This is a genomic window from Phycisphaerales bacterium, assembly GCA_029268515.1.
In the GTDB taxonomy this organism is placed as follows: domain Bacteria; phylum Planctomycetota; class Phycisphaerae; order Phycisphaerales; family SM1A02; genus JAQWNP01.
The window spans coordinates 40,444-65,532 of record JAQWNP010000001.1 but is presented as its reverse complement, the minus strand read 5'-3'; the positions used below and the strand labels follow the sequence as shown (position 1 = coordinate 65,532).

The 25,089-nt window shown below is 46.8% G+C and carries 19 protein-coding genes; 13 read left to right on the top strand and 6 right to left on the bottom strand.

The window, feature by feature from the left end:
• Positions 1–216: 216 nt before the first annotated feature.
• Positions 217–399, bottom strand: coding sequence for a hypothetical protein (locus P8J86_00235; GenBank protein ID MDG2053112.1), 183 nt, complete (start codon positions 397–399; stop codon positions 217–219).
• Positions 400–553: 154 nt separating this feature from the next.
• On the opposite strand from P8J86_00235, the gene P8J86_00230 reads away from it, so the two are divergent.
• The 3 genes from P8J86_00230 to P8J86_00220 all read left to right on the top strand — a co-directional run bounded on the left by P8J86_00230 (position 554) and on the right by P8J86_00220 (position 5,458).
• On the top strand, positions 554–1,651 hold the full coding sequence (locus tag P8J86_00230; protein MDG2053111.1) for a glycerol dehydrogenase: 1,098 nt from the start codon (positions 554–556) through the stop codon (positions 1,649–1,651).
• 61 nt (positions 1,652–1,712) lie between these two features.
• Positions 1,713–4,361 (top strand): hypothetical protein, encoded by a 2,649-nt coding sequence (locus P8J86_00225; protein MDG2053110.1) that lies wholly within the window; start codon positions 1,713–1,715, stop codon positions 4,359–4,361.
• A gap of 260 nt (positions 4,362–4,621) precedes the next feature.
• Entirely contained in the window at positions 4,622–5,458 is an 837-nt protein-coding gene (locus P8J86_00220) for a hypothetical protein (protein ID MDG2053109.1), read from the top strand.
• A gap of 9 nt (positions 5,459–5,467) precedes the next feature.
• Here the strand turns inward: P8J86_00220 and P8J86_00215 are convergent, their stop codons facing one another.
• Positions 5,468–7,321 (bottom strand): GNAT family N-acyltransferase, encoded by a 1,854-nt coding sequence (locus P8J86_00215; GenBank protein ID MDG2053108.1) that lies wholly within the window; start codon positions 7,319–7,321, stop codon positions 5,468–5,470.
• A gap of 340 nt (positions 7,322–7,661) precedes the next feature.
• Here P8J86_00215 and P8J86_00210 point away from each other — a divergent pair, with 340 nt between their 5' ends.
• Positions 7,662–8,414 carry a hypothetical protein gene (locus P8J86_00210; protein ID MDG2053107.1) on the top strand — a complete coding sequence of 251 codons (753 nt, stop codon included), beginning with the start codon at positions 7,662–7,664 and terminating at the stop codon, positions 8,412–8,414.
• A gap of 60 nt (positions 8,415–8,474) precedes the next feature.
• Positions 8,475–9,269: a FliA/WhiG family RNA polymerase sigma factor gene (locus P8J86_00205; protein MDG2053106.1), complete on the top strand. Its 795-nt coding sequence runs from the start codon at positions 8,475–8,477 to the stop codon at positions 9,267–9,269.
• Positions 9,270–9,339: 70 nt separating this feature from the next.
• Here the strand turns inward: P8J86_00205 and P8J86_00200 are convergent, their stop codons facing one another.
• The gene (locus tag P8J86_00200) at positions 9,340–9,510 is read right to left on the bottom strand and encodes a hypothetical protein (protein MDG2053105.1); all 171 of its coding nucleotides are present in this window, start codon (positions 9,508–9,510) and stop codon (positions 9,340–9,342) included.
• A gap of 35 nt (positions 9,511–9,545) precedes the next feature.
• Between P8J86_00200 and P8J86_00195 the strand changes: the two genes are divergently transcribed.
• The 3 genes from P8J86_00195 to P8J86_00185 all read left to right on the top strand — a co-directional run bounded on the left by P8J86_00195 (position 9,546) and on the right by P8J86_00185 (position 14,997).
• A complete protein-coding gene (locus tag P8J86_00195) occupies positions 9,546–9,917 on the top strand; it encodes a response regulator (GenBank protein MDG2053104.1) in 372 nt (123 codons plus the stop codon).
• Positions 9,918–9,947: 30 nt separating this feature from the next.
• Complete coding sequence (locus tag P8J86_00190; GenBank protein ID MDG2053103.1) at positions 9,948–11,267, top strand: sigma-54 dependent transcriptional regulator; 1,320 nt, start codon at positions 9,948–9,950, stop codon at positions 11,265–11,267.
• A gap of 190 nt (positions 11,268–11,457) precedes the next feature.
• Positions 11,458–14,997, top strand: coding sequence for a PAS domain-containing sensor histidine kinase (locus P8J86_00185; GenBank protein ID MDG2053102.1), 3,540 nt, complete (start codon positions 11,458–11,460; stop codon positions 14,995–14,997).
• Between the two features lie 73 nt (positions 14,998–15,070).
• On the opposite strand, the gene P8J86_00180 is transcribed toward P8J86_00185, so the two are convergent.
• Together P8J86_00180 and P8J86_00175 are read right to left on the bottom strand one after the other, a co-directional pair.
• Positions 15,071–17,110, bottom strand: coding sequence for an integrin alpha (locus tag P8J86_00180; protein MDG2053101.1), 2,040 nt, complete (start codon positions 17,108–17,110; stop codon positions 15,071–15,073).
• Between the two features lie 208 nt (positions 17,111–17,318).
• Positions 17,319–19,346, bottom strand: a complete 2,028-nt coding sequence (locus tag P8J86_00175; GenBank protein ID MDG2053100.1) for an integrin alpha — start codon at positions 19,344–19,346, stop codon at positions 17,319–17,321.
• A 286-nt stretch (positions 19,347–19,632) separates the two neighbouring features.
• On the opposite strand from P8J86_00175, the gene P8J86_00170 reads away from it, so the two are divergent.
• Together P8J86_00170 and xylB are read left to right on the top strand one after the other, a co-directional pair.
• Positions 19,633–19,998: a cupin domain-containing protein gene (locus tag P8J86_00170; protein ID MDG2053099.1), complete on the top strand. Its 366-nt coding sequence runs from the start codon at positions 19,633–19,635 to the stop codon at positions 19,996–19,998.
• Between the two features lie 54 nt (positions 19,999–20,052).
• On the top strand, positions 20,053–21,564 hold the full coding sequence (xylB, locus tag P8J86_00165; protein MDG2053098.1) for a xylulokinase: 1,512 nt from the start codon (positions 20,053–20,055) through the stop codon (positions 21,562–21,564).
• Between the two features lie 29 nt (positions 21,565–21,593).
• Here the strand turns inward: xylB and P8J86_00160 are convergent, their stop codons facing one another.
• Positions 21,594–22,070: a GNAT family N-acetyltransferase gene (locus P8J86_00160; protein ID MDG2053097.1), complete on the bottom strand. Its 477-nt coding sequence runs from the start codon at positions 22,068–22,070 to the stop codon at positions 21,594–21,596.
• Positions 22,071–22,211: 141 nt separating this feature from the next.
• Here P8J86_00160 and P8J86_00155 point away from each other — a divergent pair, with 141 nt between their 5' ends.
• From P8J86_00155 to P8J86_00145, 3 genes are read left to right on the top strand one after another with little or no spacing between them, the layout of a single operon-like run.
• On the top strand, positions 22,212–22,898 hold the full coding sequence (locus tag P8J86_00155) for an ABC transporter ATP-binding protein (GenBank protein MDG2053096.1): 687 nt from the start codon (positions 22,212–22,214) through the stop codon (positions 22,896–22,898).
• 16 nt (positions 22,899–22,914) lie between these two features.
• On the top strand, positions 22,915–24,201 hold the full coding sequence (locus tag P8J86_00150; GenBank protein ID MDG2053095.1) for an ABC transporter permease: 1,287 nt from the start codon (positions 22,915–22,917) through the stop codon (positions 24,199–24,201).
• A 39-nt stretch (positions 24,202–24,240) separates the two neighbouring features.
• On the top strand, positions 24,241–25,071 hold the full coding sequence (locus tag P8J86_00145) for a hypothetical protein (GenBank protein ID MDG2053094.1): 831 nt from the start codon (positions 24,241–24,243) through the stop codon (positions 25,069–25,071).
• Positions 25,072–25,089 lie beyond the last annotated feature (18 nt).

Sequence of the window (25,089 nt, the reverse complement as noted above, 5' to 3'; positions counted from 1 at the left end):
AACCGATTTTCTGGTGGGGTTTCAGAGTGCTTGCTGTTCAGTAACGAGCTCATCCTGCATGGACGCTGGCGGGGCCAATGAGTTCACGCGAAAAACACGCCAGAGAAATAATGGCGACGAACAACAACAGAAGGTCATGCGCAAGCATGCTAGACCTCTCTGGATAAGAAGATTGCAAGTGAATGCAAGCCTCTAAAGTTAAACTGTATTACTGAACTAGTTGTCTGAAGGCTCTATAACCTTGTCAACTTCTTCGGTAGTAGAATCGCCAACTTGTTTGGCGCTGTCACCGATATCGTCACCAGCCTTATCGAGCTGCGCTTTTTGTTTGTCATCGCAACCCAAGAAGAAGAGAGCAGTAGAAACGGCAGCTATTCCAACAATAGTTTTTGATCGCATGGTGGTCCTCGCTAAAAACGACCTCTTAGATGCCCTCCTCTAAATGAGGAGGCCTGATTTTGATAGTGGATAGATGATATCACGCCAGGCTCGCTAACATGGAGTCCGGGGAGATCGGGCTTCTTATTTGGAACAGTATTTCAGGAGATCTAGCTTGCAAAAGTCTATTTTCTGTAGCCCTAGTCGGTACACACAGGGGGCTGGCGTGACGGAAATCCTCGGCATGGAGATGCAGTTGCTTGGCCTTGAAGGGCCAGTCTTGATTGTTGCTGGGCGTAGTGCCGCATCTCATCTCATGGATATCTGGAAGGCCTCCCTGGCCCAAGCTGACTATCCATACCTTATTCATCATTTTGGCGGTGAATGTACTGATAGCGAGATATCGAGTGTGATTGCGAAAGGGCAAGAATTCGGTGCTCGAACTGTTGTGGGCAGTGGTGGAGGAAAAGTCATTGATACAGCTCGGGCTGCGGCAGCAGATCTTGCGGCGCATGTTGTGAGTTGTCCTTCTATTGCATCTTCTGATGCTCCATGTAGTGCGTTGTCTGTTCTATACAAAGCAGATGGATCCTATGATCGTTATCGTATTTACGGGCGTAACCCAGATCTTGTGTTAGTCGATACAAAATTGATAGCACAGTCGCCAAGGCGGCATCTGGTAGCAGGAATGGGTGATGCATTAGCCACTTGGTTTGAAGCTGAAGCATGCGAAAAAGCTGGCGCATTGAATGCCCGTGGAGGAACTGCATTAAAAACAGCGATCAGTATGGCTCGACTTTGCTTTGATACGCTTATGAAGCATGGTCGATCAGCTTGTGTTTCGATAGAAAAAAATGAAGTGTCGAAGGCGCTGGAACATGTTGTAGAGGCAAATACTCTTCTCTCAGGGCTTGGTTTTGAGTCGGGCGGTTTAGCAGCAGCGCATGCAATTCATAACGGTCTAACCAAGGTGCCCCAGACACATTCTTTTATGCACGGTGAAAAAGTTGCTTTTGGAACTATTTCGCAACTTGTCATGCAGCAGGCTGATGATTCATTGTTACAAGAGGTTACGAGGTTTTGTAAAGACGTCGGATTGCCCACTACGTTTGCAGAGCTCGGGCTTCGTGAAATATCGAACGAAGATCTGAAAGCAATTGCTCGGGGGGCTGTAGCCCCTGACGAGACTATTCACAATATGCCGTTCTCAGTATCAGAAAAAATGGTTATTGACAGTATGAAAGCTGCAAGCGCCTTGTCGTACACAAGTTAGTGTTGGCTATGTTATTATGACAATTCGCTTGCGAAGAGAGTTGACTTCTAGGAGATTTCTGATGCAGCTTAAGAACATTGTTATAAGCGCTTTGTTACTGGCCTGTTTTGTCTCAGTTCGACCAGCAATAGCTCAGGGCACGTTCGGTATGTTCCCGGATCCAATTAGTCATTCAGAGCTCATGGAATATGCGGATCTTCTTGAGTTGTCTTCGGATCAGCGTGCCTCGCTAGAGGGGCCACACGACTTGTATCTGGCTTCAATGAGAGACATTCGTGCGAATGACATAAGTGATGCAATGGGCGACATGATGACTTTTGCCGGGACCGTGCCCGATGTAGAGCAGTTCGAAAAATTTCAGTTAAAGCAGCGTAAGGTCAATGAAAAAATTGCGCGTCAAGAAAGCGAGTTCTTTGATTCAATAGTTGCCATTTTAACTGATGAGCAGTTAGGTTCGATTGAGCGCGTTCGTCATCGACGTGAACGTGTTCGATTAGGTTCCATTTTAAAGAGTGGCAATATGATGATGCCAATGGCATCGACTGTTGACCTTATCTCAATAGTCAGGATTGTGTCGATCAAAGATGCAGATCGCCTTGCTCTCGAACCTGTATTAGCTGATTACGAAGCCTCTCTGACAAAGCAGTTTCGAAGGTTGTGGGTGGTAAGTCAAGAGTCTAGTAAGGCGATCGTAGAAGTGCTTTCAACCGTCGATATGCCAGATTTTGAAGGTGACGTCTCAAGAGAAAGCATTGAGCAGTTTATGACGACGCTTCAGAAAACTTCACAAGCTATTCATGATGAATACACAAGTGATTTTTCTCGTATTAATGAGATTAATGAAGGTGCAGTTCGTCGAATTCAAGAAGTGATTCCTGGCCCCACAGCGAATCGTATTCGGTTCATTTATGTAGGCCGTGCTCACTCGGGTGTCATTGGAACAGAAAATAGGGTTTATGACGAGCTTCTTAGAGCGATGGCAGTGAAGGACCTTGAGCCTGATATGAGAGCACAGGTCGAGGCCTTGGCAAGTGATTTTGTCGCTTCCAGTAATACTGCGATTGATCGCATGGTGCGAGTGGAAAAAAAGACCGGCTCGGAATCTCAGTTTGATTGGTTTGGTAGTACAGAGCCGTCGGAGGAACAAGATCAACTAAGGAAGATGCGAGCAGCTCAAAATGAATACAACGACCAAGTGCTGGTAGATCTCAAGACGGTTCTGGGTGATCGCTGGGATGATTTCAAAAGAGGGAAAGTTAGAACTCTCGGCAAACAGCAAATGGAGGCGTTGCAGTTTGGGGAGCCAGGTGTAGTGGTCATGGGTTCAACAGACGGTTCTGGCGAGGTGATGATCGCGACAGAAAGCATTTCGGTAGAAGGTGAACATATACACGATTCCGCTGGGCCTATTGTGATAGAAGGTTCTATTGAGATGGAAGCGCCGGAGCGTGGTGCTTATGAAGACGCGGACGTAAGCCCGCGTAATCGAGGGTCTGGAGGCGGACCATCACTGAGTGATATCGGTGCCATCCTTCCTCAGCCAATCTCTCGGCAAGACGTGGGTCGACTCATTAAGGCAATGGCATTGTCGGAAATTGAAAGAGACCTGGTTCAGGGGCTCTATTCGGATTATCGCGATGAGTTTGATGACTATCGCAATAAAGAAGTGATGCCTTTTGCGGGGCGTTTGATCGGCATCGGCATGGCATTGCGAGGCGGCAACATTCCTTCGGAAGACGAATTGCGCCGTCTGTTTCGGGAGGGGCGAATTGCTTTTGACGGCATGATTTTGGTTGACCAGGTTTTCTTTGAGAATGTTTCGACTGTGCTTGGCGTCGATCCAGGGCATTTTTCGCTTCGACAGGCTCAGTTGCGCCGGGGATTCAGTTTATATTTGCCAGACAAATTGACAGAAGGTCTCCGGCTCAATGGAATGGGATTTGCCGGATCAGCTGAATTCGCAGTCAACTTGGCGGATGTGTTGGCAGAACTTGATCTCAGCGATCAAGAACGCTCAGAATTAGAAAAGCCCTTGCTGGTTTATCATGAAGAGATGGGCCTTACCGTCACAATGGCTTGGAATGATCTTCTGGATTCCATTGTTGAGCTCCTCATTCTTGCAAGAGATGTTTTATTTGAAAATATGGATGAGTTGGAAGGTGAGCCCAGTCCCATGATGATGGCATCCGTGTTCTTGGAAAATCAAGATGAACTAAGCAAGCTACTTGATAATGCAACTGCAGCGTTGAAGTCACTTTCTGCGGTTAATGTTCGGCATGTAGAAGAGATTAGTCAATCACTACCACCGAACCAACGCGAGATCTTTTTACAGCAGTACAAAAAAACAGCTTTTCCGCATGTCTATTCGCATCTTGAGCGGGGCGTATATGCAACCATGATGAGGGCGCAGTCGCTTGAATCGCTGGCATCAGAGCAGCGCTCTAAACTCGGAGATCTGATCGCTGAGTACAATGCTAAAGATGGTGTTATTTGTGAAGAGATGATCGAGCTTCATCGCAGAGGTTCTCCAATGCCGATGGGTGGATTGTTGGGTGCAGCTGGGGCCAATGATGGTATCCAGGGATTTATGGAGTACGAGCAGAGTCGGCAGCAGTTGGTTTTTGAGCGCAAAAATTTGGATCAGCGCACTACGGATAGTCTTAAGAAGATTCTCAATGATGCTCAGAGGCAGCAGCTCTCTTTATTTTAAGACGATTAGTGAAGATTCTACAAGGCCTTCTGTTTTAGTATGTTCAGGTTATTAGAGTATTACACCACTGAGCCGGCTGTTAAAGCGACGTCGAACGAAGTTTCATGGTGATAATAAGACGTCGATCTACCGTATTGTGTTGCGGAGCTGCGCATCGAAGTACGATTGTTGAAGATTCTTACCAGTGCTCAGAAGCAGCAATTATACTTGACCGAGTAGCTTCGAGTGAAACATCTTCTTGTTGGCAATGAGACTATGTTATGAGTACATATCGATTTGTTGTGATATCGCTTCTATTGAGCTTAAGCCTTCGCGTTGTCGGATGCGATGGTCCCAAAGATAACTCTGACTCATCTACTGTCGCTGGTCTAAATATAAGTGAACTCCCTCTATCTGTTGTTTCAGTAGAGGGTTCTTGGAACGAAGTCGATCCGTTATTCGATGATCACTACCAATGGCGATGTTCGGCTGGGGTGCTATCTGCATCTGAAACACGTTTAGTACTTGTTACAAGTAGTACTTGTCTCGGTCTAGCAGCGCTTGTAGATTCGGATCGGAGTAGCCCTGACCTCGGTCAATATAATTTGAAAGCGACGTTTGCTGGCCATCAGTCAATTAATGTGACACAGATTGGGGAGATTCGTCGGGACCTGGGGATTTCACTTCTGGCAATTGATAACCCGATGCTTTCTCAGGGTGAGGCCTACATGACGCTCAAAAGAGGTGTGGAGGCACCGATTGAGATTGGTGCAGATGTTGTTTCTCTTATGCAAAGAGGTGAAGTTAACGGTAGCTATGTCTTTGGGCAGGTCACGGGACTTCAAGAGATAACTGAGCACATGGATGCGGTGCCCTGCATCGAGACAGATTTCAAATTGCAGCCCCAGGATCGTGGAAGCCCTCTTTTTTTAGTGGTTGAAAATCGGTATGTCTGGGTGGGCGTTAATACGCCAGTAGGCATTGATGATGAAGAGTTGGCATTTGCTGTGGATGCCAATGAGATCGATCCGTCCCAATTTGAGTGGTTTAATGCCGATCGTATTGGTGTTGTTGAGCTGCTCGCATCAATCTACGGTGTAGAAGCTCACGTAGAGTAGTGGTCAATATTACTCAGTTGACTTCGTTGTAGGCGCACTCTCTTCTTGACTGTGATTATGGTATTCCAAGAATGCAGCAGCATTCTTTCGGCCCATAAAGTACGTCAAAAAACGCGGGTCAGATTGTGCGAGGTCTACGTACATGAGGCCATCTACAACATCTCCGAAGTCAGGATCAACATTGAATCCAAGGAGCTTCGCATTGAGCTTGGAGTATTGGCGTATGAGCACCGGTACGCTCATGCGATCTTCTTCGACTTCGCGAATTAAATCATCTACATCTGCCAGATCCTGAATAATCACGCTCGCTTCTTTAGAGTCCCAGTCACGTATGGGTGGTAAATGAACTGGGTGGCGTGGTTCAAAGATATTGTCTATGGGCGGCACAAATTGTGTTGACTCCAAAAACGCAATCAAGATCTGTTTAGAAATACTGTGATAATCATTTGTGATGGTAACGGTACCGAAAAGTCGGTTGTACTTTGGTTGCTTGCAGACAAACTGACCAATGCCCTTCCAGAGAAGCATGAGCGCAGAGTGTGTTTTTTGATATTCAGGCCGAATGAAAGAGCGGCCTAATTCAATAGCGGGCAACAGCTGATCAATAAGTCGTCGCTTGATGCGAAAAAGGGTGCTGCAATAAAGGCCTGACAGGCCCTGTTTGGCCACAATCTCATCTGTGAGGCCAAGGCGGTAGGCGCCAACGAGCTCTCTTTGTTCATTATTCCATAAAAAGAGATGATGGAAGGACTCGTCAAATTCATCAAGGTCAAGTGCTTTGCCAGTTCCTGCATTGGTCGTGCGAAAGACAAGTTCGCGTTGTCGGCCAATTTCATGGATGGTCTCAGGAATGGCATGCGCGGGTGCACAGTACACATCGAACTTGTTGCTGGAGACGTAGTGATATTCGTTTGGTAGGCCTTCTATCTCGCGGCAAAGAAGCTCGGGATTGCCGGGTTTTGCCACGGCCTGCCGTGAGCGGCTTCTCTTTTTGGCACGTCGCAACTCAGATCGACTTTTGCCTTTGTCCTCTTTTCGACCGCGGAGGGAGTAGGTGCGGATGCGAAGGTAAGAGATCAGATCATGGTCAGTAGGGAAACGATCGAACTGGTCGGGCGACATCAGATGGCCAATTTCAAGTTGCAGTCTTGAGTCTCTCTGATTAAGAAACTCGCGAGGCAAGAGTAGCGTTCTTAATCGGGGATGTAGCAGACCGGCGATTTGGAATCGGGTTCGATTGTGCCCACGTACATAAATAGGTAACACCGAAGCCCCGGATTTTCGAATCAGTCGTGCCATTCCAGGATCCCAGGGTGGATCTGATACATGGAAGTTCTGTCTGGTCGAATGCGATACTTCGCCAGCAGGGAAAATAATCAAGGCGTGTCCATCACGAGGCCATCGCATCGCGATTCGCAGCGGTGCGAGATTGTGTGTGGCTGAATTGCGTCCGCCAAAGGGATCGATTGGTAGGAAATCTTCTCGCATCGGTGGAAGCGCATGCAAGAGATAATTAGAAATGGACTTTACATCTGGGCGAACTCTTCTGACTAAGGCATCAAGTGCCAGTCCTTCGACGCCTCCATATGGATGGTTGGCAACAATAATGAGTGGGCCAGTTGCTGGTATTTGTTTAAGTGCATCATCAGAGAGATCTATTTCAATGCCGCATTCTTGAAGTACCCGTGCACTGAAGGGTTGGTCTGATGGGTTGGAAACCGAGTTTCGGTAGATCTTGTTGATTGTTCTGAGACGAAGCAGTCGGTTCAAGGCAGGTTTGACTAAAGAGACCAGTCCGTTACGGATAGGATCCTTGTAAGGGCTGTTGATTTGCAGGGGGTTATCTTCTGTAGATCTCTGCACGGGTGTCATCCTATCAGGCAGCCAACAATTGCTTAGTGAATCAGTCGTTTCCTTTGGATCACCTGGGTCATATTGGCACCAAAAGAAGGGTTTTGGGCATCAGTAGGAAGGCCAGGTCCGGAATCAAAGGACTCTTGCAGTGTCGCCTGAATCTGATGCGTGCCCGGTCTGCTAACTGGTGAATATTCACCAGATGGGACAAGAGCCTGGTGGTCAATGACCAGCGAGCTTTAAGAAAAACCTAATTGAGACTCATTCAGAGAGGTTTTTGTTTTGGCACAGTGATTGCATATACATCTTGTGTAGTAAGAAATATAAACGGTCTGTGGAAGGAGCGATCATGGTTACGTGGTGTGAAAATATAGAGCGATTTTGCCCAGCTCGCGAGCAACTCATAGGGCAACTACTAAGTGGGGACCGCCACGGTGGTCGAATGGCTGTTAGACGAATGACGGCGGAATATGGAACTTTGGGACAGGCAATTAGTGATGTCTTGTGGCCAGCATTGTTAGGAATAGAATCGATGGCTGCGAGTGAAGGAATTTCAGTATTCCAACATCACTATGCATTGTCGACCCTTCGGGGAATGATTGATCAAGCTGGCAATGGCTTTAGTCGTCGCTTGGCTCGTGGTAAGACAGTCATGATCGTTTCTGGTCCTGATGACGGAAATGAATGTGCTGGTGAGCTGCTTGCAACGCTTCTTGAAGCTGACGGATATCACGTTTTCTTTACACGTGGTATTGCATCTTCTGATGAAGTTGTCGCAGAAATGGCTCGCTTATCCCCCGATGCTGTTGTCGTCTTTAGTGCGTCAGCTGAAGATTTGCCTTGGATCCGGTCATTGACAAGTCGCCTCACTGATTGGCCTAGCACAAGTCGGCCATCGGTCGTTATTGGTGGTGGTATCTTTGCACGCGTTCCTGGTTTGGCTCAAGAAATTGGTGCCGCCACAGTTGCAGATGATCCAGTCGCAGTTGCCAAGGTGCTTCAAACAGAACTTTCTGAGACTTCATACAGCCAAGATGTGGCTGGTCGGCTCGATCAGTCGGTGTTGGAATCAGCAGATTTACACGCACCCAAAGCGGCATGAGTAGGGTCTTGGATTGGTATCTGAGGCAGCAATAGCGAAAAATCAACTACTGAGAAAATAATGGTAAGTGCAAATAAAACTCTGTCTAAATCAAAGGCATCAGACGCCAAATCTGAGCAGCTATGGACGAAATACCTTGCGCAGCGAAATGACAAAGATCGCAATGCACTGGTAGAGCACTACATGCCGCTGGTGCGATCACAGTCTCGAGTCATGGCTTCAAAAATGCCAGCCCAAGCGATTCTAGATTCAGATGATCTCATGATTGCGGGAACTTTTGGTCTTATGGAGGCAATTGACAACTTTGATCCCGAAAGAGGGAAACGCTTTGAGTCATTTTGCACTTGGCGTGTAAGAGGTGCGATGCTAGACGAGATGCGAGCAAGTGATTGGATGCCTCGTATTGCTCGACTTCGTCGTCGTCAGACACGACGTATGGCAGATCAGTTTCAGGCAGAAAATGGCTATCGTCCTGGTGACGACGAGATTGCAGAAACCATTGGACAAGGTGAAGAAGAAGTGACCAAGTGTATTCGTGCTTCGCAAGCAGGACACATCCAAAGTCTCGATGATATTGTTTCATCTAAAGGCGATCGGTTGCTCTTTCGAATCGATGCAGTCAGTGGCGACTCAGGGGAGAATGGCGACTCAAATTTCCTTCGAGGAGAGCTTCGTGGGGAGATACTTGATGCGCTTAGTCGTACCGAGAGGTTGATTGTGAGTCTTTACTATCTTGAGCATATGACACTTAAACGAATTGGAATCACGCTCGGATTGACCGAAAGTCGCGTATCTCAGATTCATACTTCGGTTCTGATGAAACTGCGAAGAGGATTGGAATCGCAAGGGTCATGACACACATAAATCCGGAAAACATTGAAGATATTCTTTCTCCTCCCCCCTATTTGAGCGGTGGCATAGGCCATCAGCAGGCACCAAGCACCCACAGTCCCCCCTCTCTTCTGTGGGTGACTTGGTGCTCTGCACCGCCAAATTCAGGCATTTCTGCCTGGAGTCGCGTAAAAGCGACATCGGGAATTGATGGAAATTTGGCGATCACCCCAGTTGGAAGCCCACCAGCGATGGCTACTATCATGGTGCAGCAATCCAAATGTGTGGGAGATCTTAAAGATGAAGACAGTATTAGTGGTGGACGATGAGGCGAGCCTGCGAAATCTGGTTCGTACAACCCTTGAGAGTGATAGCTATCGGATCCTCGAAGCCAGTGATGGCAATGAGGCGTTGGAAATTGCCATTGTCGAAAAGCCAGATCTAATCGTTGTTGATTGGATGATGCCAGGCCGTACTGGTATTGAAGTTGTTGTGGAACTTAGAAAAACAGTCGATGGAAAAGACATTCCAATAATCATGCTAACGGCGCGCGGTCAGAAAGTTGATATGGAGCGAGGTGCCGAAGCCGGTGTCACGGTCTATTTGGTTAAGCCATTTAGTCCTCTAGAGTTGATAGATACGGTCGAGCAGTTACTTGGATCGGCCTTCTAAACGTTACTTAGTAAAAGTTCATAGAAGATTATGAGTTCTAAAGATAATTCCAAACATGAAGAATCGATCGCACTCTTGCGTGAACAATTGCGTTTAGCTCAGTCGCAGCTCATTCGCTACGCAAGAGATATTCGTCACGCCAGAGAAGGGAATCAGGATACCCAGGACAGCTCTGAACTTCGCGAGGAACTTGACGTTGCTCATACGCAGCTTCTTCGGTACGCCAAAGACTTACAGTCTCTCTCTAAGACACATAAAAATCAGCAACAGACACTTCAGTCCGCGCAGCGAGAGTTGTCAGTAGCGAGTCGTCAGTTGCAAGATTTTGCGACGGTTGCAGGCCAGACAGACGCTAAAGATATCATCGGTAAAACTGGGAAGTCAGTTGTCGGTAAGGATATTGCCCCAATTGCTGAATCGGCCAAGATGTCAAACATTCTAGTTATGTGCCAAAAGGTCGCCTCCTCAGAAGCAACCGTTCTTTTGCAGGGCGAAACTGGAACCGGTAAAGAAGTATGTGCAACCTATATACATCAGCAGTCTCCTCGGAGAGATAATTCTCTTGTCGCTATCAACTGTGCGGCTTTGCCAGAAACGCTCTTAGAAAATGAGTTGTTTGGTCACGAAAAAGGCGCATTCACCGGTGCTGACGAAATGAAGATTGGTCTGCTTGAATCGGCGAATGAAGGGACGCTATTTCTTGATGAAGTTGGCGAAATGGATTTAGGCTTACAGGTAAAGCTCTTGCGAGTTATCGAGCAACGGCAGATAACCCGTGTTGGTGGAAATCAAAGCATTGATGTAGCGGTACGAATCGTTGCGGCAACCAACCGAGATCTTCGTGAAGAGGTAGATAAAGGTCGATTTCGAAGTGATCTTTACTATCGTCTCAATGTGTTTCCTATCGTGGTTCCGCCTCTTCGTGAAAGACGCGAAGATATTGCACCTCTTGTTGACCATTTTCTTTTGTCGGTCGCCGCAAGACAGGGTTTACACCCTCCAGTCCTGGGTAAAGGAGTCATGGAGGCCCTGACAGCGTATCGATGGCCAGGCAATATTCGTGAGTTAAGAAATGTGATTGAGCGCTGCATGCTTTTGGCAGATGCAGGTGTTATAGAAATAAGATCGTTGCCGCCAGAGATTGGTGGAGACAGTAATTCACGACCCTCCTATACAGCAGCGTCTGATGGTGGTGAGTCGATGCTTGCTCAACAAGAACGTGAAATGATACTGAATACGCTTAAAGAAACAGGTTGGAATCAGTCAGCAGCAGCCCGGATCTTAGGAATAAAACGCGAGACTTTACGGTATCGGATGCAGAAATTTGGGTTGAGTTCTGCCAGTGATTGATATCAAAGTGAATTGGAAGACATGGAAATTGGATTGCGGAGGTCCCCGCCCTGGTAAGAAGAGAAGTTCAAGGCATTATTTCGCTTGAAACCGAGTTTATGGAGGTTTATGCGGTAGTTATTGGCATACATAACAGTGTGATTACGCGTTTCTTTTATCGCCAATATCTGGAGAGCAGATCATCTCATCAATGAGCTTAAAATCAGAAAAACTACTGATCCCTGGATCCGGCCCAATGCGAACTGTGGTTCGGTTAATCGACGCAATTAATCTTCCAGCAGGGCTGATTGATGATGATGGTTTGCTGGTCTATGCAAATAGTGCATGGTGGCAGATGGTTGGAGATCGACCAATGGCAGGAAGGCCGGCCATGCTCAGTGACTTTGTTAATTATGAGGTGCCCAAAGATAAGCAATATTCAATGAGCGACAACTTCTGTGTCGACGTCTCCCTGACTCAGCGTGGGGGCAGAAAAGCGGAGTTAGAGTTACTGCCGCGAGAAGATGATTATCAAGTCGTAATCATCCAGATAAAAACGGAACATGTTGGCGGCGATGTTGCAGATGCTTCGTCTTATCGCGTTAACTCTAAAGAACATCTTCAGTCCATCATTGATGCAATTCCTGCTGATGTGGCTTGGATTGGATCTGATCTTTGTTATCGAGGGGTCAACCGGCATCTTAGTGAAACTATCGACATGGCCTCTGGGGATATTGTTGGCCAAAAAGTCGGTTTTCTTGCAAAACGTGAAGACACAATCGGTGTATCAGATGACATTGCTGATTTTGTGCGTTGGTTTTTTGAGAGTGAGCAGCAAGTCGCTTCTCGCGAATGGGTGGGGCGGTTAGTTTCTGCAAGAACAGACTTACAGAACTTTGCGATATACGGAAGAAAGTATGGTAAGGGTGATGAAGCTGTCTTTATCAATATTGACATTACCAGTCGTCGTCGAGAAAACGAACTTAATCGATTTCAAAATCGTATTCTTGGCGAACTGATACAGAACTCTTCTCTCGAGGAGACCCTGGGTAAAATTAGTCATGGCTTGATGGACTTATTGCCTGATCGAAGATGCGGAATTATTTATGATGAAGGCCAGATTAAGGACACATCGTTTACTGACCGCGTCGTTCGAGATGAGCTCAGTAACTTTCAGGTCATTTGCTTTTCGAGTTTAGGGAAGCTCAAAACAGATCTAGAAGAGCGTATTGGCGGAAGTGAGTTCCGATTCATTGAGCATGATGCGGAGCATGTCACAGGTGACTTAGCGACAATCGTTAATCAATTTGAAAAGAAGTCTAAAGGAGTCTGGTTGTGCCCGCTACCAGACGATAGTGGAAATACGCGAGGGGCAATTCTCATTGTTGGTGATGAGGAGGGCGAGCCGCAGGAGTTTACGCAAAGGCTACTGAAAGCGGCAACGAGGCTGGCTGAGTTGTCGGTACGCCATGATCAGGTCAGACTCAAAATCATTTCTTATCAAAATCATTTAGAGACGCTGGTTGAGGATCGCTCGCACGAACTTCGTGAAAGTGAAGCTAGATTCCATAATATTGCTGAATGGGCTCCAGTTATGATCTGGATGAGCGATAAGGCGGGGAATATTACCTACTTAAACCAGATGTGTCGTGAGTTTACTGGTTATACAACGCTCTCGGATATGGATTCGAATTGGCGTAGTCTATTGCATCCTGATGATCATGATCGAATTTGCATTGATCTTGAGCGCGTCTTAGGTTCGAGTAGCCACTATGAAAGTACATGGCGACTTAGGCGCAAAGATGGAGAAGTACGTTGGGTTGCGACGTGGTTGGTGCCACGAATTAATCGTGACGGCGAGAGTATTGGAATGGTTGGTTCTTCTACTGATATTACAGATCAGCTCCGTGCGGAAGAGGCTACGCGTCAGTTAGGTATGATTGTAGAGTCCTCCAATAACGCAATTATTGGTCAAGATCTTGATAATAGAATTGTGAGCTGGAACCACGCAGCTCAAGAGTTATACGGTTACTCGCAAGCTGAAGCGATAGGGCAGCTCTATAAGAAAATCGTTCCTAAAGATAGGTGGAATGAACTCGAGACAATAAATCAAGCTGCTTTGGCTGATGAGGGTTTGCGTGATCTCAAGACAATGCGTATTCGAAAAGATGGTCGTAGTGTTCATGTGCAAATGTCTGTAGCGCCAATTAAGGACCTTACAGGAAGACTGGTCGGTATCTCATCTACAACAGTAGATATTACTGAGCAAAAAATGGCTGAGCAGGCGCTTCATGAAAGTGAGCATCGTTTTCGGAGTCTCTTTGAAACTGCAGGTGATGGAATCTTTGTGATGGACCATAGTGGGACCATCGTTGATGTAAATCGACAAGCATGTGAGTCACTACTAAAAAGTCGCCATGAGTTAATAGGTATGACTATTGGAATGTTCTCTCATCCGCAAGCAAAGACCCTTGGTAAACAAATGGGGAAAAGTCTGGATTCGCATAGCTCAGACTTCTTAAAGCTTATTGCCTCGATGGAACCAAACGTTCCTGTAACTGTAAATCTCTTTCATGAACGTCGTGATGGTGTTCAGGTGCCAGTGGAATTTCGTTGTGTTCGTACATCCCGCGACGTAACGGGCTACATTCTGGGCATTGCTCGCGATCTTACAGATCGCCATCGCTCTGAAGCAGTTCTTAGAGAAAGCGAGCAGCAATACCGAACACTCTTCGAAGAAGCGAGTGATTTGATATTTGGCGTTGATTCAAATGGCGGCTTGCTGTTCATGAATCCCGAGTGGATGAAGCGGCTTGGGCTAGAGCAAAGCAGAATATCGCAATACACAATTGAGGATTTCATTGTGGCTGATTGCTTGGGAGCAGTTCGCTTGCTGATTGGTTCTTCAGCGATGGTTAGTGAGTCGCAGCCCTTAGAGGTCACACTAAAAACTCAGGACGATTACGCAATCGTAGTTCAAGGTGCTGTTGTTTGTGCTATTGACAGTGAAAAACGCACTTCCTATCGCGGCATATTCCGTGACGTAACGCAGCAGCGTGAAGTGGAGCGAATCAAAGATGATCTGATTTCTACAGTAAGTCATGAGCTTCGAACGCCTCTTACTAGCTTGCGTGGATATTCAGAATTATTGCTCGATAGAGAAATGTCTAGTCAGCAAGTTAAAGAATACGTGCAGATTATTCATCAAGAAACATTGCGATTGAACCGTTTGATTAACGACCTGTTGGATATCCAAAAGCTTGAGACGGAAGGGCATGACTACCACTTTGAATCAATGGATTTATTAGAGATTCTCAATGAAGTAATTCGTTTGTTTTCAGATGCGGAGTCTACGGCTCGAATTAAACTGGAAGGCGACAAGAGCCTTAAGACAATTGGTGACTCAGATAGGCTTCGCCAGGTATTTGTCAATCTGTTGTCAAATGCGGTGAAAGTAAGTGGAAGCGAAAGTCCAATTATTGTAAATGCTGATGTAGACGGCTCACGTGTTGTCATCTCAGTTACAGATTATGGAGTCGGTATTCCTGAGCATGCTATTCCAAAGCTCTTCAAGAAATTTGCCCGTGTTGACTCTCCGGAACACCATAATGTCAAGGGCACTGGCTTGGGCCTAGCGTTGGCCCATGAAATTGTGCTAGCGCACCGAGGTCGCATTTGGGTAGAAAGCCGTTATGGAGAGGGATCAACATTCTTTGTTTCGCTACCCGTTGGTCGGGAGAGTGACGCATAGCGATGAAGCCCGTTGTGTTTGGACTCAATAAAATCGCTGCTAGTACTCGTTAATACTTACTGCGATGTAATCATTATCGCGAGTGGATAGAGAGTACGGGGCGGTCAATTGGTAGGTTTAAGATGTTTCCAAGGTAGTACTTCATATTGTCGCTAAGGTTCGTCTTAGCAGGCTGGTCGCGGCCAGTTGTGAAAAAGTGCGAATCGCCGTGCTGTTGTAATCGCTGAGTAGTTGCTGAACATTCAGTAAGATCAATATCAAAAACACAACCAGTTGCACTTTGGTTTGTTGTGACAGCATGACTGGCACCAGCGTAGATCGTGGGAGTATTGTCTCCACCATAAAGAACGCATGCAGAGATGCCATAGCGGGATTCGGCTTGTGTTCCAGTCGATATTGTAATCAGGGATTTGTTATTGCCGGAGCAGACGAGGAGTTGTCCACTTTCATTGAGTTCTGGGCTGCTGTGCTTTGGCGAGCCTATTAGTACATCGTTGTAGCCATTGCAATTAACGTCTTCGGTAATCGACAAGAAAGAACCGAGTTTATCTTTTGCTTGTTTTCCTGTTTTGTGCCATAGCTCTGTTTTATGTTTTCCAGAGTAGGCATAGACGCGACCGATTTTTGTGCCATTGCTATTTCCAAAATGAGTAGCACCGACTACAAAATCTGAGTATCCATCATCATCAAGGTAGCCTGCACCTGCCACCGTTTGGCCAAAGCGACTTTTTTCTTTGTGGCCAAGTAGGGTTGTAATGGTGTCGTATGAGGATCCATCATAGATATCAACACGGCCAGCATTGGAATTGGCGTCGTCATTTTTTGGTGAACCAACAATAAAGTCGCTCACAGAATCGCCGTTGATGTCACCTGTGAAAGCAACAGAGTGTCCAAAGCGATCCCCAGAATTGGCGCCGTCGATCGTCGAAAGCAGGGTGCCACTTCTATCAAAAATATAAATACGACCTTTGCGTTTATTGCCAGTTTTGTGATACGGGGCACTGACGAGGAGAGTGTGATTTGAAAAGGAGGTTCCTGGAGGGGGGCCGGCGATAGATGTGCCAAAGTAATCTCCAGTTTCTCCGCTATAGAGGGACTGAATCGTATGGCCATCAGCACCTGAGACAAGGTCGACACGGCCACCCGCAAAATCTGTGTTCTTGATAGCTGGTGCGCTCACCATGAGATCAGGAATCTCGTCGCCATCTATATCTCCCGCATTAGCGATCGATGAACCATAGTTGTCGTTGGTTCTTTGGCTCTGTAAAACACGGATCAGTGATCTAGTCTTTCCTGAATAAACATAGACCGCGCCAGCGTTCTTATTCAAATTATCTCGTTTGGGCGCTCCAACAGCAAAATCATGAATATCATCTCCATCGATATCACCAAGAATGGCAATGTTTCGACCAAACCACTCACCATCCTGGTGGCCATCAAGGTCAGGTATGTCAGTCGATTGAGGACCAAATGCAAAAGATGCATTCGTAACAGACCAATTGTCGCCGTTCGCAAGCCGGCCCATAAAGTTGAGGTGGCCGCTTATTGATTGATCAGTGCGAAATGTAAATCGACCAATGAGTACTCCGTGCTCACTACCTGCGCCTAAGCTCGCCATAGGATTATCGGGAAGCACAGCCCAAACGCCTTCGTCCATCACAATTTCATCATTGTTGTCGAAGGCATCTACGTCAAAGCCAAGAAGAATCGTGCAGCATGGCTCAGTGCTATTTGATCCGATTGTGACAAAAGAGTCGTAGCGAAGCATATCACCAAAGAGATCATCGAGTGCTACGTCATGGGGCGTCGACCCTCCCAGTGGACTTTGGTAAAGCCCACCATTGGGAGCGCTAAGAATAAGCGGAGAATCATCTTCGCTTATGACGGCCCAAATAGAATCATTGGGATCTGTTAGTCCAACGTATAAATCAACAGACTGATACATAATGCCATCGATATCAATGTCTGATGTAACAACGGAATTCAAGCCGGTGTAATCTGCTGTCGCTGGCGCGCAGATTATCGATACTATTGCTAGTTGCGATATGAGACAAATAACAGCAATTGCATTCTTGGTTGTCAAGACTATGTAATTGTCTTCAAACAAGCTCATCAAGCCCCTCCTTGGAAGTCGGTCTCCTCAAGGAAGTTTCAGCATTTAGGCATTCGTACTTAGTCTGTACTTGGTAAGCGCTTCTAAAATAATGCTCAGCGAGTCGATTTGTGCGGCTTGTAACGCACGTAGATGGGTCATGATGGATTATCGGCCTTATGAGCAAGGCTCTGCTAAGCAGTATTTCGCTATTAGAATTGCGTGTTTACTAGTAGTGAAGCAACAGGTCAATCCACTCGCCTACCTCGCCCGTAGGGATGTGTTCTTGATAAGGCTTTGGTCCGCTTCCTGGGACACGTCCTTGGTCTGCAAGAGGCTCCGTGAAATCAGCAGTCGCATTGCAGCCGAAATAAGTGGTATAAGCCAAGCCGCCAGTTCTGCCGCTTTGCGCATCTGCTGAATACTTCCATGCGCCTATAGCAAGTTTACTAAATCCGTAAGGATTGCCTAGGCCGATAGCCGCCTGTCCAAATCTAGCGTTTCCTTGATCGGAGGCTATGTTCTGGATATTGCTGCCACTATTCCCGGAGACAGCAAGAAAGCGGCCTGCCTTGGTTTTATCTTCTGAAGCATTGTAATTAGCGCTACCAAACACTACATCATTCACGCCGTCACAATTGAGATCTCCAGCATCGCTGATGCTTGATGGAAATTTCTCGTTTGAGTGAGAACCATTCTTATTCCACAATGCAACGCCACTCGCTGATGCGTAAATAGTGCATCGGCCACGATTATTTTTGCTGCCAGAATCAAAATAGGGTGACCCAACCCCAAAGTCATCAATCCCATCATTGTCTACGTCACCGCTGCGCCCAACGACAGTGCCAAGCCGATCATTTTTGTTCTTCCCTGGGATTGAGTAAAGGGTTTGGAAATTACTGCCATCAAATTGAAACACGTCAACCAGGCCAGCATTCTTGTCGGTATCGTCATTTTTTGGGGATCCAACGATAAGGCGGCCAAACCGACTTGAGTCCGAAGTCATGGTTACTGAAGTTCCGAACTGATCGCCTTTATTGTGGCCCTTTAGCCTCTCAATGAGTGAGCCATCTTGAAGGTTGTAGCAATAAACGGCACCCATGTTTTCCTTGAATTTAGGAGCGCCGATTGCAGCATCGGGCACATTGTTTCCATCAAGTGTGACGTTTCCAGCAACGCTTAGTCCGAATTCATCGCCGGGATTCCTGCCGAAAAAACTATTGACTTCAGAGCCATCTGCACCAGAGAACACATAGGCCTTGCCGCCCTTGTCCTCTTCTTCGCTGTTATAAGGTGCTCCGGCAATGAAGTCTGGAATATTGTCGCCTGTTACGTCTCCAGCACCCGAAATGGAGAAGCCCAGCTGCTCTCCCAGGTTTTGGCCGTGAATAGTGTAAAGCAGTACATCGTCATAGCCAGATCGAACTTCAATTGTTCCATTTTTTGTGCCGGCGATATCTGATCGAGGAATGCCAATTGCTAAATCGTCAAATTCATCGCCATTGACATCGCCAATATTTGCAAGAGTGAATCCGTATCGATCGCCATTGCTGTTGCCGGTGGTCCAAATGTTGGGCAACACTGGCGTCGATTGGTTGGAGCTCACTGATTCCGAAGTAAAAATAAATGTCTCGCCCAGAATTGGGGGCCAGGCTATTACTTCGCCGTTTGCTTCCAGTCGGCCGGTCAGATTAATGGTGCCTGCAATAGTCTGATCTTCACGCACGGTAAGCCGTGCGATAAGAATGCCCAGCTCATCATGTGGAAATCCAAGTGTTTCTGATATAGGAAGGATGTACCAACTGCCATCGTTAACTGAAAACAGGTCATCATTCTCAAAAGAGTCCGTGTCGAACTGCAGTGTGGCTGGGCCATTCAGAACAGCATCGTCTGTGCCAATAGTCACAAACGTGTCACGTTCCATAGCGACTCCAAAAACTGTGTTTAGAGAAAGGGCGTGGGGTAGATGATTTGCAAGAGCGTTGTTATAAAAACCGCCATCAAGTGCAGAGAGCTTTAGAGGAAAGTTGCTATCGCCGAACACCATCAGTAACCGATCGTTTGAAGACTCAACTTCGACAAACAAGTCGATGGAATAGTAGATTTGTCCCTCGATCTCAATGTTCTTTGTCACGCGATAGTTAAGGCCTTCATAGTCTGCCTGAACGCTCGTGTTTATTGATAAAAATGTGGCTATGGTAAGTGCAGAGAAGATCCAGTAATTAGATAAACGCGTCTTGTATCTATTGGTAATCATTAGTGTTCTCAAGCAATATTGGTGTTAGTAAAATAAAGACGCCAATACAAGGGTGGCTGCCTCGTAAATGGGCAATTGAAAAATTGGGTATCCCCTTCCCAGAATCCTTTACAGTACGGAGTCCATCGGGTCATTGCACCTAGTTTTTTGAAAGAGATATCATTATCTGTGATGTGGTTTGAATAATACGCCACTAATAGCTGTTGGAGGTGTTATAGGCCACAAAATGTGCGTGTTCGGGGGCGGCGTTTTTTGTTGAATCGAGGTCGGTGAAAATGAGGCCAGTATGCAAATTTATCGTTTAGCTGAGCAGCCGGTTTTTGATGGTGGCGATGGAACTGTGTTACGTGAGCTATTTCACCCAGATCATGATTCAATAGATGTTCGCTATAGCCTTGCTCACGCAACATTGGCGAAAGGCGAAAAGACTCTGTTGCACCGACTGAAAACGGTTGAGGTGTATTACATTTTGGCGGGGCATGGCAAGATGCATATTGAAGATGATGTGCAAGATGTATTTCCTGAAGAGGTTGTTTACATACCAGCTCATACTGTTCAGTGGATTGAAAATGTGGGTACTTCTGATCTGGTCTTTTTGTGTCTAGTCGATCCTGCCTGGAAAGTTGAAGATGAAGAAATATTGCCTTCGTAGTAGCTGAGTCTTTGGGGCGTTTGCTGAAGCTGAGGATGTGAGAAAGACACTGTTATGGAAAAGAAGAAATGCTTTCTTGGACTAGACGTTGCTACTGGAAGTACGAAGGCGCTTCTTGTTGATGAAAATGGCAGTGTGCTTGCAAAAGAAATTTCAACATATGGGCTATCGACACCACGGGCATTATGGTCCGAGCAGGATCCTGTTTGGTGGACCGATGCCACAGATAAGGTGATTAGAGGTGTTCTTCAGAAAGCAAAAGTTTCGGGAGAGCAGGTTTGTGGGGTTGGCATAACAGGCCAAATGCATGGACTTGTGCTACTGGATTCTGTTGGTCAGGTGATTCGCCCAGCGTTGCTCTGGAATGATCAACGAACAGAAAAGCAGTGTGAAGAGATTCACTCGCTTGTTGGGCGTGAGCGGCAGATTGAAATTACTGGAAAGCCCGCGCTCACGGGCTTTACTGCGCCAAAGATGCTCTGGGTAAGAGAAGAGGAGCCAGCGCATTGGGATGCAATGAAAATGATGCTGCTTCCTAAAGACTATGTGCGATTTTATCTTACAAATGAATATGTAACAGATGTGTCTGACGCATCCGGAACGTCACTTCTGGATTTACATACGCGTGCGTACTCTGAAGAAATTCTTTCTGCTCTAGATATAGATTCCCAGACGCTGCCTCCAGTGTGCGAATCATCGCAAGTGTGCAGTTCTATTAGTCAAGAAGCAGCTCAGCGAACAGGACTTATTGCAGGCACGCCAGTTGTTGCTGGTGCTGGCGATCAAGCTGCTGAAGCTGTTGGCTGTGGAATCGTTGACTCATCATGCATGTCAGCAGTTATTGGTACATCAGGTGTTGTTTTTGCTTCAACTGAATCACCTGTCATAGACAATAATGGTCATATGCATTGTTACGCTCATGCCATAAATGGTGGATGTCACATGATGGGTGTGATGATGTCTGCCGGCGGGTCTCTTCGTTGGTATGTTGAGCAGGTTATGGGTGATGTAAAATCTCAGGAGTATGAGAAGCTGCTGGAGGAAGCAGCATCTGTTGTTCCTGGATGTGAAGGCTTGATATTTCTACCGTATCTCACCGGAGAGCGAACGCCACATGCTGACCCGCTGGCTCGTGCGGCCTTTATTGGTCTCACGTTGCGCCATGGCCGAGCGGCGATGACGCGGGCGGTCTTAGAGGGCGTTGCGTTTGGTTTATGCGAGAGTTTAGATTTGATCCGAGATCTGGGCGTATCAGCCAAGACCATTCGGATTTCGGGCGGCGGCGTTCGTAGCGAGTTGTGGCTGCAGATTATGGCGGATGTGTTTAATATGCCTGTTGCGACGGTTAATGTGACGGAAGGCGCGGCCTATGGAGCGGCGCTGTTGGCAATGGTGGGCACTGATTGCTTTGACGACGTTGCGGCTGCATCGAAAGCAATTATTAAAGAGACCTCGCGAATTCAACCGGGTTCTAATGTTGGAGCCTACGAAAAAGCGTATGTTCGATACAAAGAAGCCTATCCTTCACTGAAGTCGTATTTTCGTGGTTATGCTGATCTCGCTTAGTAGAAAAGTGCCACCTTTTACAAACTGTGCTAACGATCTAAGGCAAGTCGCATGATTTGATCACAATCTTTCCCTCGGCTTTGCCCAGTGGTATAACGAAAGCCACGTCGTTTGTAGAGAGCAGCAGCGTTTGTTAACTTCGAAGAAGTCTGGAGCGTCATCCATTGAAAGTGTTGCTGGCGTGCCCAGTTGATTGCGTGATCTAATAGTAGGCCACCGAATCCACATCGCCTTACATTTTGAGCCAGGTAGAGTTTTCGCAGTTCTATAGTGTCTGTATTCAGAGGGATGAGACCGACAAATCCAATGACGTGGTCGTTTCTCACAAGCACATCTAGGAGTCCATTTGCTTGGTTATATGACGCTATCGGATCTTGCAGATCTTGGTCGATGCCATTGGGGTCTGCCTCAAAAGAGAATTCGACCAGTACATTGTCCACAATTTGACGTATTTTCGGCACATCGCTGAAGCGGGCAGGGCGAATGATCTCAGTAGACCCAAGCATGTCTAGTTCTCTCATTTTGTCGATGATCCGAAAGGGCCGTGTCTAGACACTAAAAAGATGTGTGCGTTAAGCTATTAGAATACCTGCTGATACTGAGGGGTAACATTGATTCAATTCTATGGGTAGAATTCGTATCTCATCATGAGTTTTCCGTCACTTCAAATTAGTGATCTTTGCTTTCGGTACGAAGCCAGTGGGCCTCCGCTGCTGAGTATTGCATCTTTGAGTCTAGAAGCTGGTCAGCAGCTGCTGATTACGGGGCCATCGGGTTGCGGTAAGAGTACTTTATTGCACTTGATTGCTGGTCTGATGGAGCCCTCGGCTGGAAACATATTGATCAGTGGCAAAGACATCCATGCTCTTCGGGGTGCGAAGCGAGATCGCCTGCGAGGGGGTAACGTGGGCATGATCTTCCAGTCATTCAATCTTTTGCATGGATTTTCAGCATTAGAGAATGTAATGGCAGCGTTACTTTTTTCGCCAGTGCCTCGGCAGGATCACCAAAGTCTAGCTCAAGGGTTACTCAATCATCTTGGTATCGAACGAATTGATGCCGTTCCAGATCAGTTGAGCATTGGTCAGCAGCAACGTGTTGCTGTGGCGCGAGCTCTGGTGGCTAGCCCCAAGTTGGTTTTGGCGGATGAGCCGACCGCCAGCCTAGACCCAGATGCGGCCGCCATCGCAATTAAGCTTATACAAGAAACCTGTGCTGCCAGGAACGCTGCTCTGCTTTGTGTGAGCCATGATCCACAAGTAGTTTCACAGTTTGAAAACACCACCACACTGCAAGCACTCTCATCTGGGCTTAGTCAGAAGGTAGAGGTCTAACTTGGCGCTTACTGATATGAAGCTGGTAGTTCGTAGCATGAACGCCCGTCGTTTTTCTACGTCGGTCACTATTCTGACGGTAGCGATTGCGGTTGGTTTGTTACTGACAATTCTTAGCATAAGAGACTCTGGCCGTGCTTCATTCGCGCGAGGCAGTGGCAACATGCATTTGTTAATTAGCCGCGATGCAAGTCCGTTGGTGGCGGTTTTGAATGGTGTGTTTTATGCCAATGCGCCACGAAACTATCTCATGTGGAGTGATTATGAAGAGCTTCGAGAGAAATATCCGCTCGAGTACTCGGTTCCATTGCAGCTTGGAGACTCTTATCGTGGCGCTCCAATCGTTGCGACCACATCTGAGTACTTCTCCGAATTCGAGCCCGTTGTAGATCAGCCTTGGAAAGTTGAGACTGGTCGATTCTTTAAACGGCCATTTGAAGTTGTTGTTGGTGCGGAAGCAAGTGAGCAATTCAATCTAAACTTAGGTGATCGAATTGAACTTACGCATGGAATTGGATCGCAAAAAGAAAGTGATGACGATCATGGGCATCATCATCATCATCATGATGAATATGAATATGAGGTTGTTGGTATTTTGTCGCCTACGGCAAGTGCACATGACCGTGCCATTTACTCTGACTTAACAAGCTCGTGGATCGTACACGCACATGATCGACGTCAGCAGTCCAATCATGGTCATATTGAACTTACAAAAGCTGATGATCTTATTGAAGACGATCGTAAGATTACCGGTGTATATGCTCGAGTGCTAACACGACCAAATCGTTCAGCATCTTCAGCTATTCAGCAAGTATTCAGCGGTTTGAGATCTGATCCGACAATCACAGTTGCATCACCAGCAAGCCAGATTACGAGACTCTTTGCGATTGTTGGGAGTGTTGATCAAATCTTGATATGGATGGCCTTTGTAGTGGTTATTGCTAGTGCAATTGCGATTATGCTTGCGCTTTACAATTCAATTGAGCAGCGAAGAAGGCAAATCGCCGTACTCCGTGTTCTTGGTTGTAGTCGATCCAGAATTTTTAGCTTAGTCATTACGGAGTCGGCAATTATTGGTCTGATCGGTTCAATAATAGGGATCGCAATTGCCGTTATTGGTACGTCAGTTGTCGCCGGGGTTGTGAGAGAACAGTTGGGAATAAACATAGCAATACAGACTTGGTCGGTTTGGACGCTTATCGTGGGCACAGGGACCGTTTGTCTGGCTGCAGCTGCTGGGTTTTTCCCTGCAATGACAGCGTATCGGACATCAGTGGTTAAGCACTTGCGCCCCTTAGGATAAAACCATCCGATTTTATGGAGTCATGAAAAAGTATTACTGATGAGAGTGTTCTGGATTGTTATTCTCTTTTTAGTTATTGCTAGCGTGCTGGCACTAGTTTTTTATTCGCCTGTAGGAACAGTTGGCCTGGCGGGGAAGTCAGATGGTCTATCTAATAATGTAATGCCTCCGTTGAATAAAGAAGTGCTCGATGTGCCTGTTGAGACAACTCCGTCATCGAGTGATGGTGAGACAGAGCTGCTAGATCATAAAACACAGAGCTTAGCGAGTCAGGTCAGCGAGCCTGATGAAGCAGAGCCCAAGCAAGTTGTAGACAATATGGGAGTTGGAAGTGACCCATCTCTGGTGGAAGATCTACCGAACTCCGATAGTGTTGAGAATTCGGCGCCTGTGGCTGATGATGTCGTGATGCCACTTGATGACCAGGGGCGCGTCGTTCTTAATGAGCGGTACTCAATTCCAGGTGCTGGATCTGTCGACGACCCCTATCAAATTCACTGGCCATTGCTTGTGTCTGCGGTCGCTTCATACAAACCTAAGGACGAAAGCGATGTCATACCTCCTTGGCTTCTATTTTTAGACGGTTCTATGGTTGAGATTAGTGGTTTTATTTTTTTGCCAATTATCCAGTTGGAGACAAGCGATGTGCTTCTCATGTTCAACCAATGGGACGGCTGTTGTATCGGGGTTCCTCCAACGGCCTATGACAGTCTTGAGGTTGTTTTGAAGGCTCCAATTAACCTCTCTCAGACTTCAGCAAGGTATGCCACGGCTCGAGGGCGTTTGCAAGTCGATCCATACATCAAAAAAGGATGGCTTATAGGGCTCTATATTGTTGAAGAAGCCGTGCTTCTACTCCCAGATATGTAATTGACCCTTTCGCCTCTA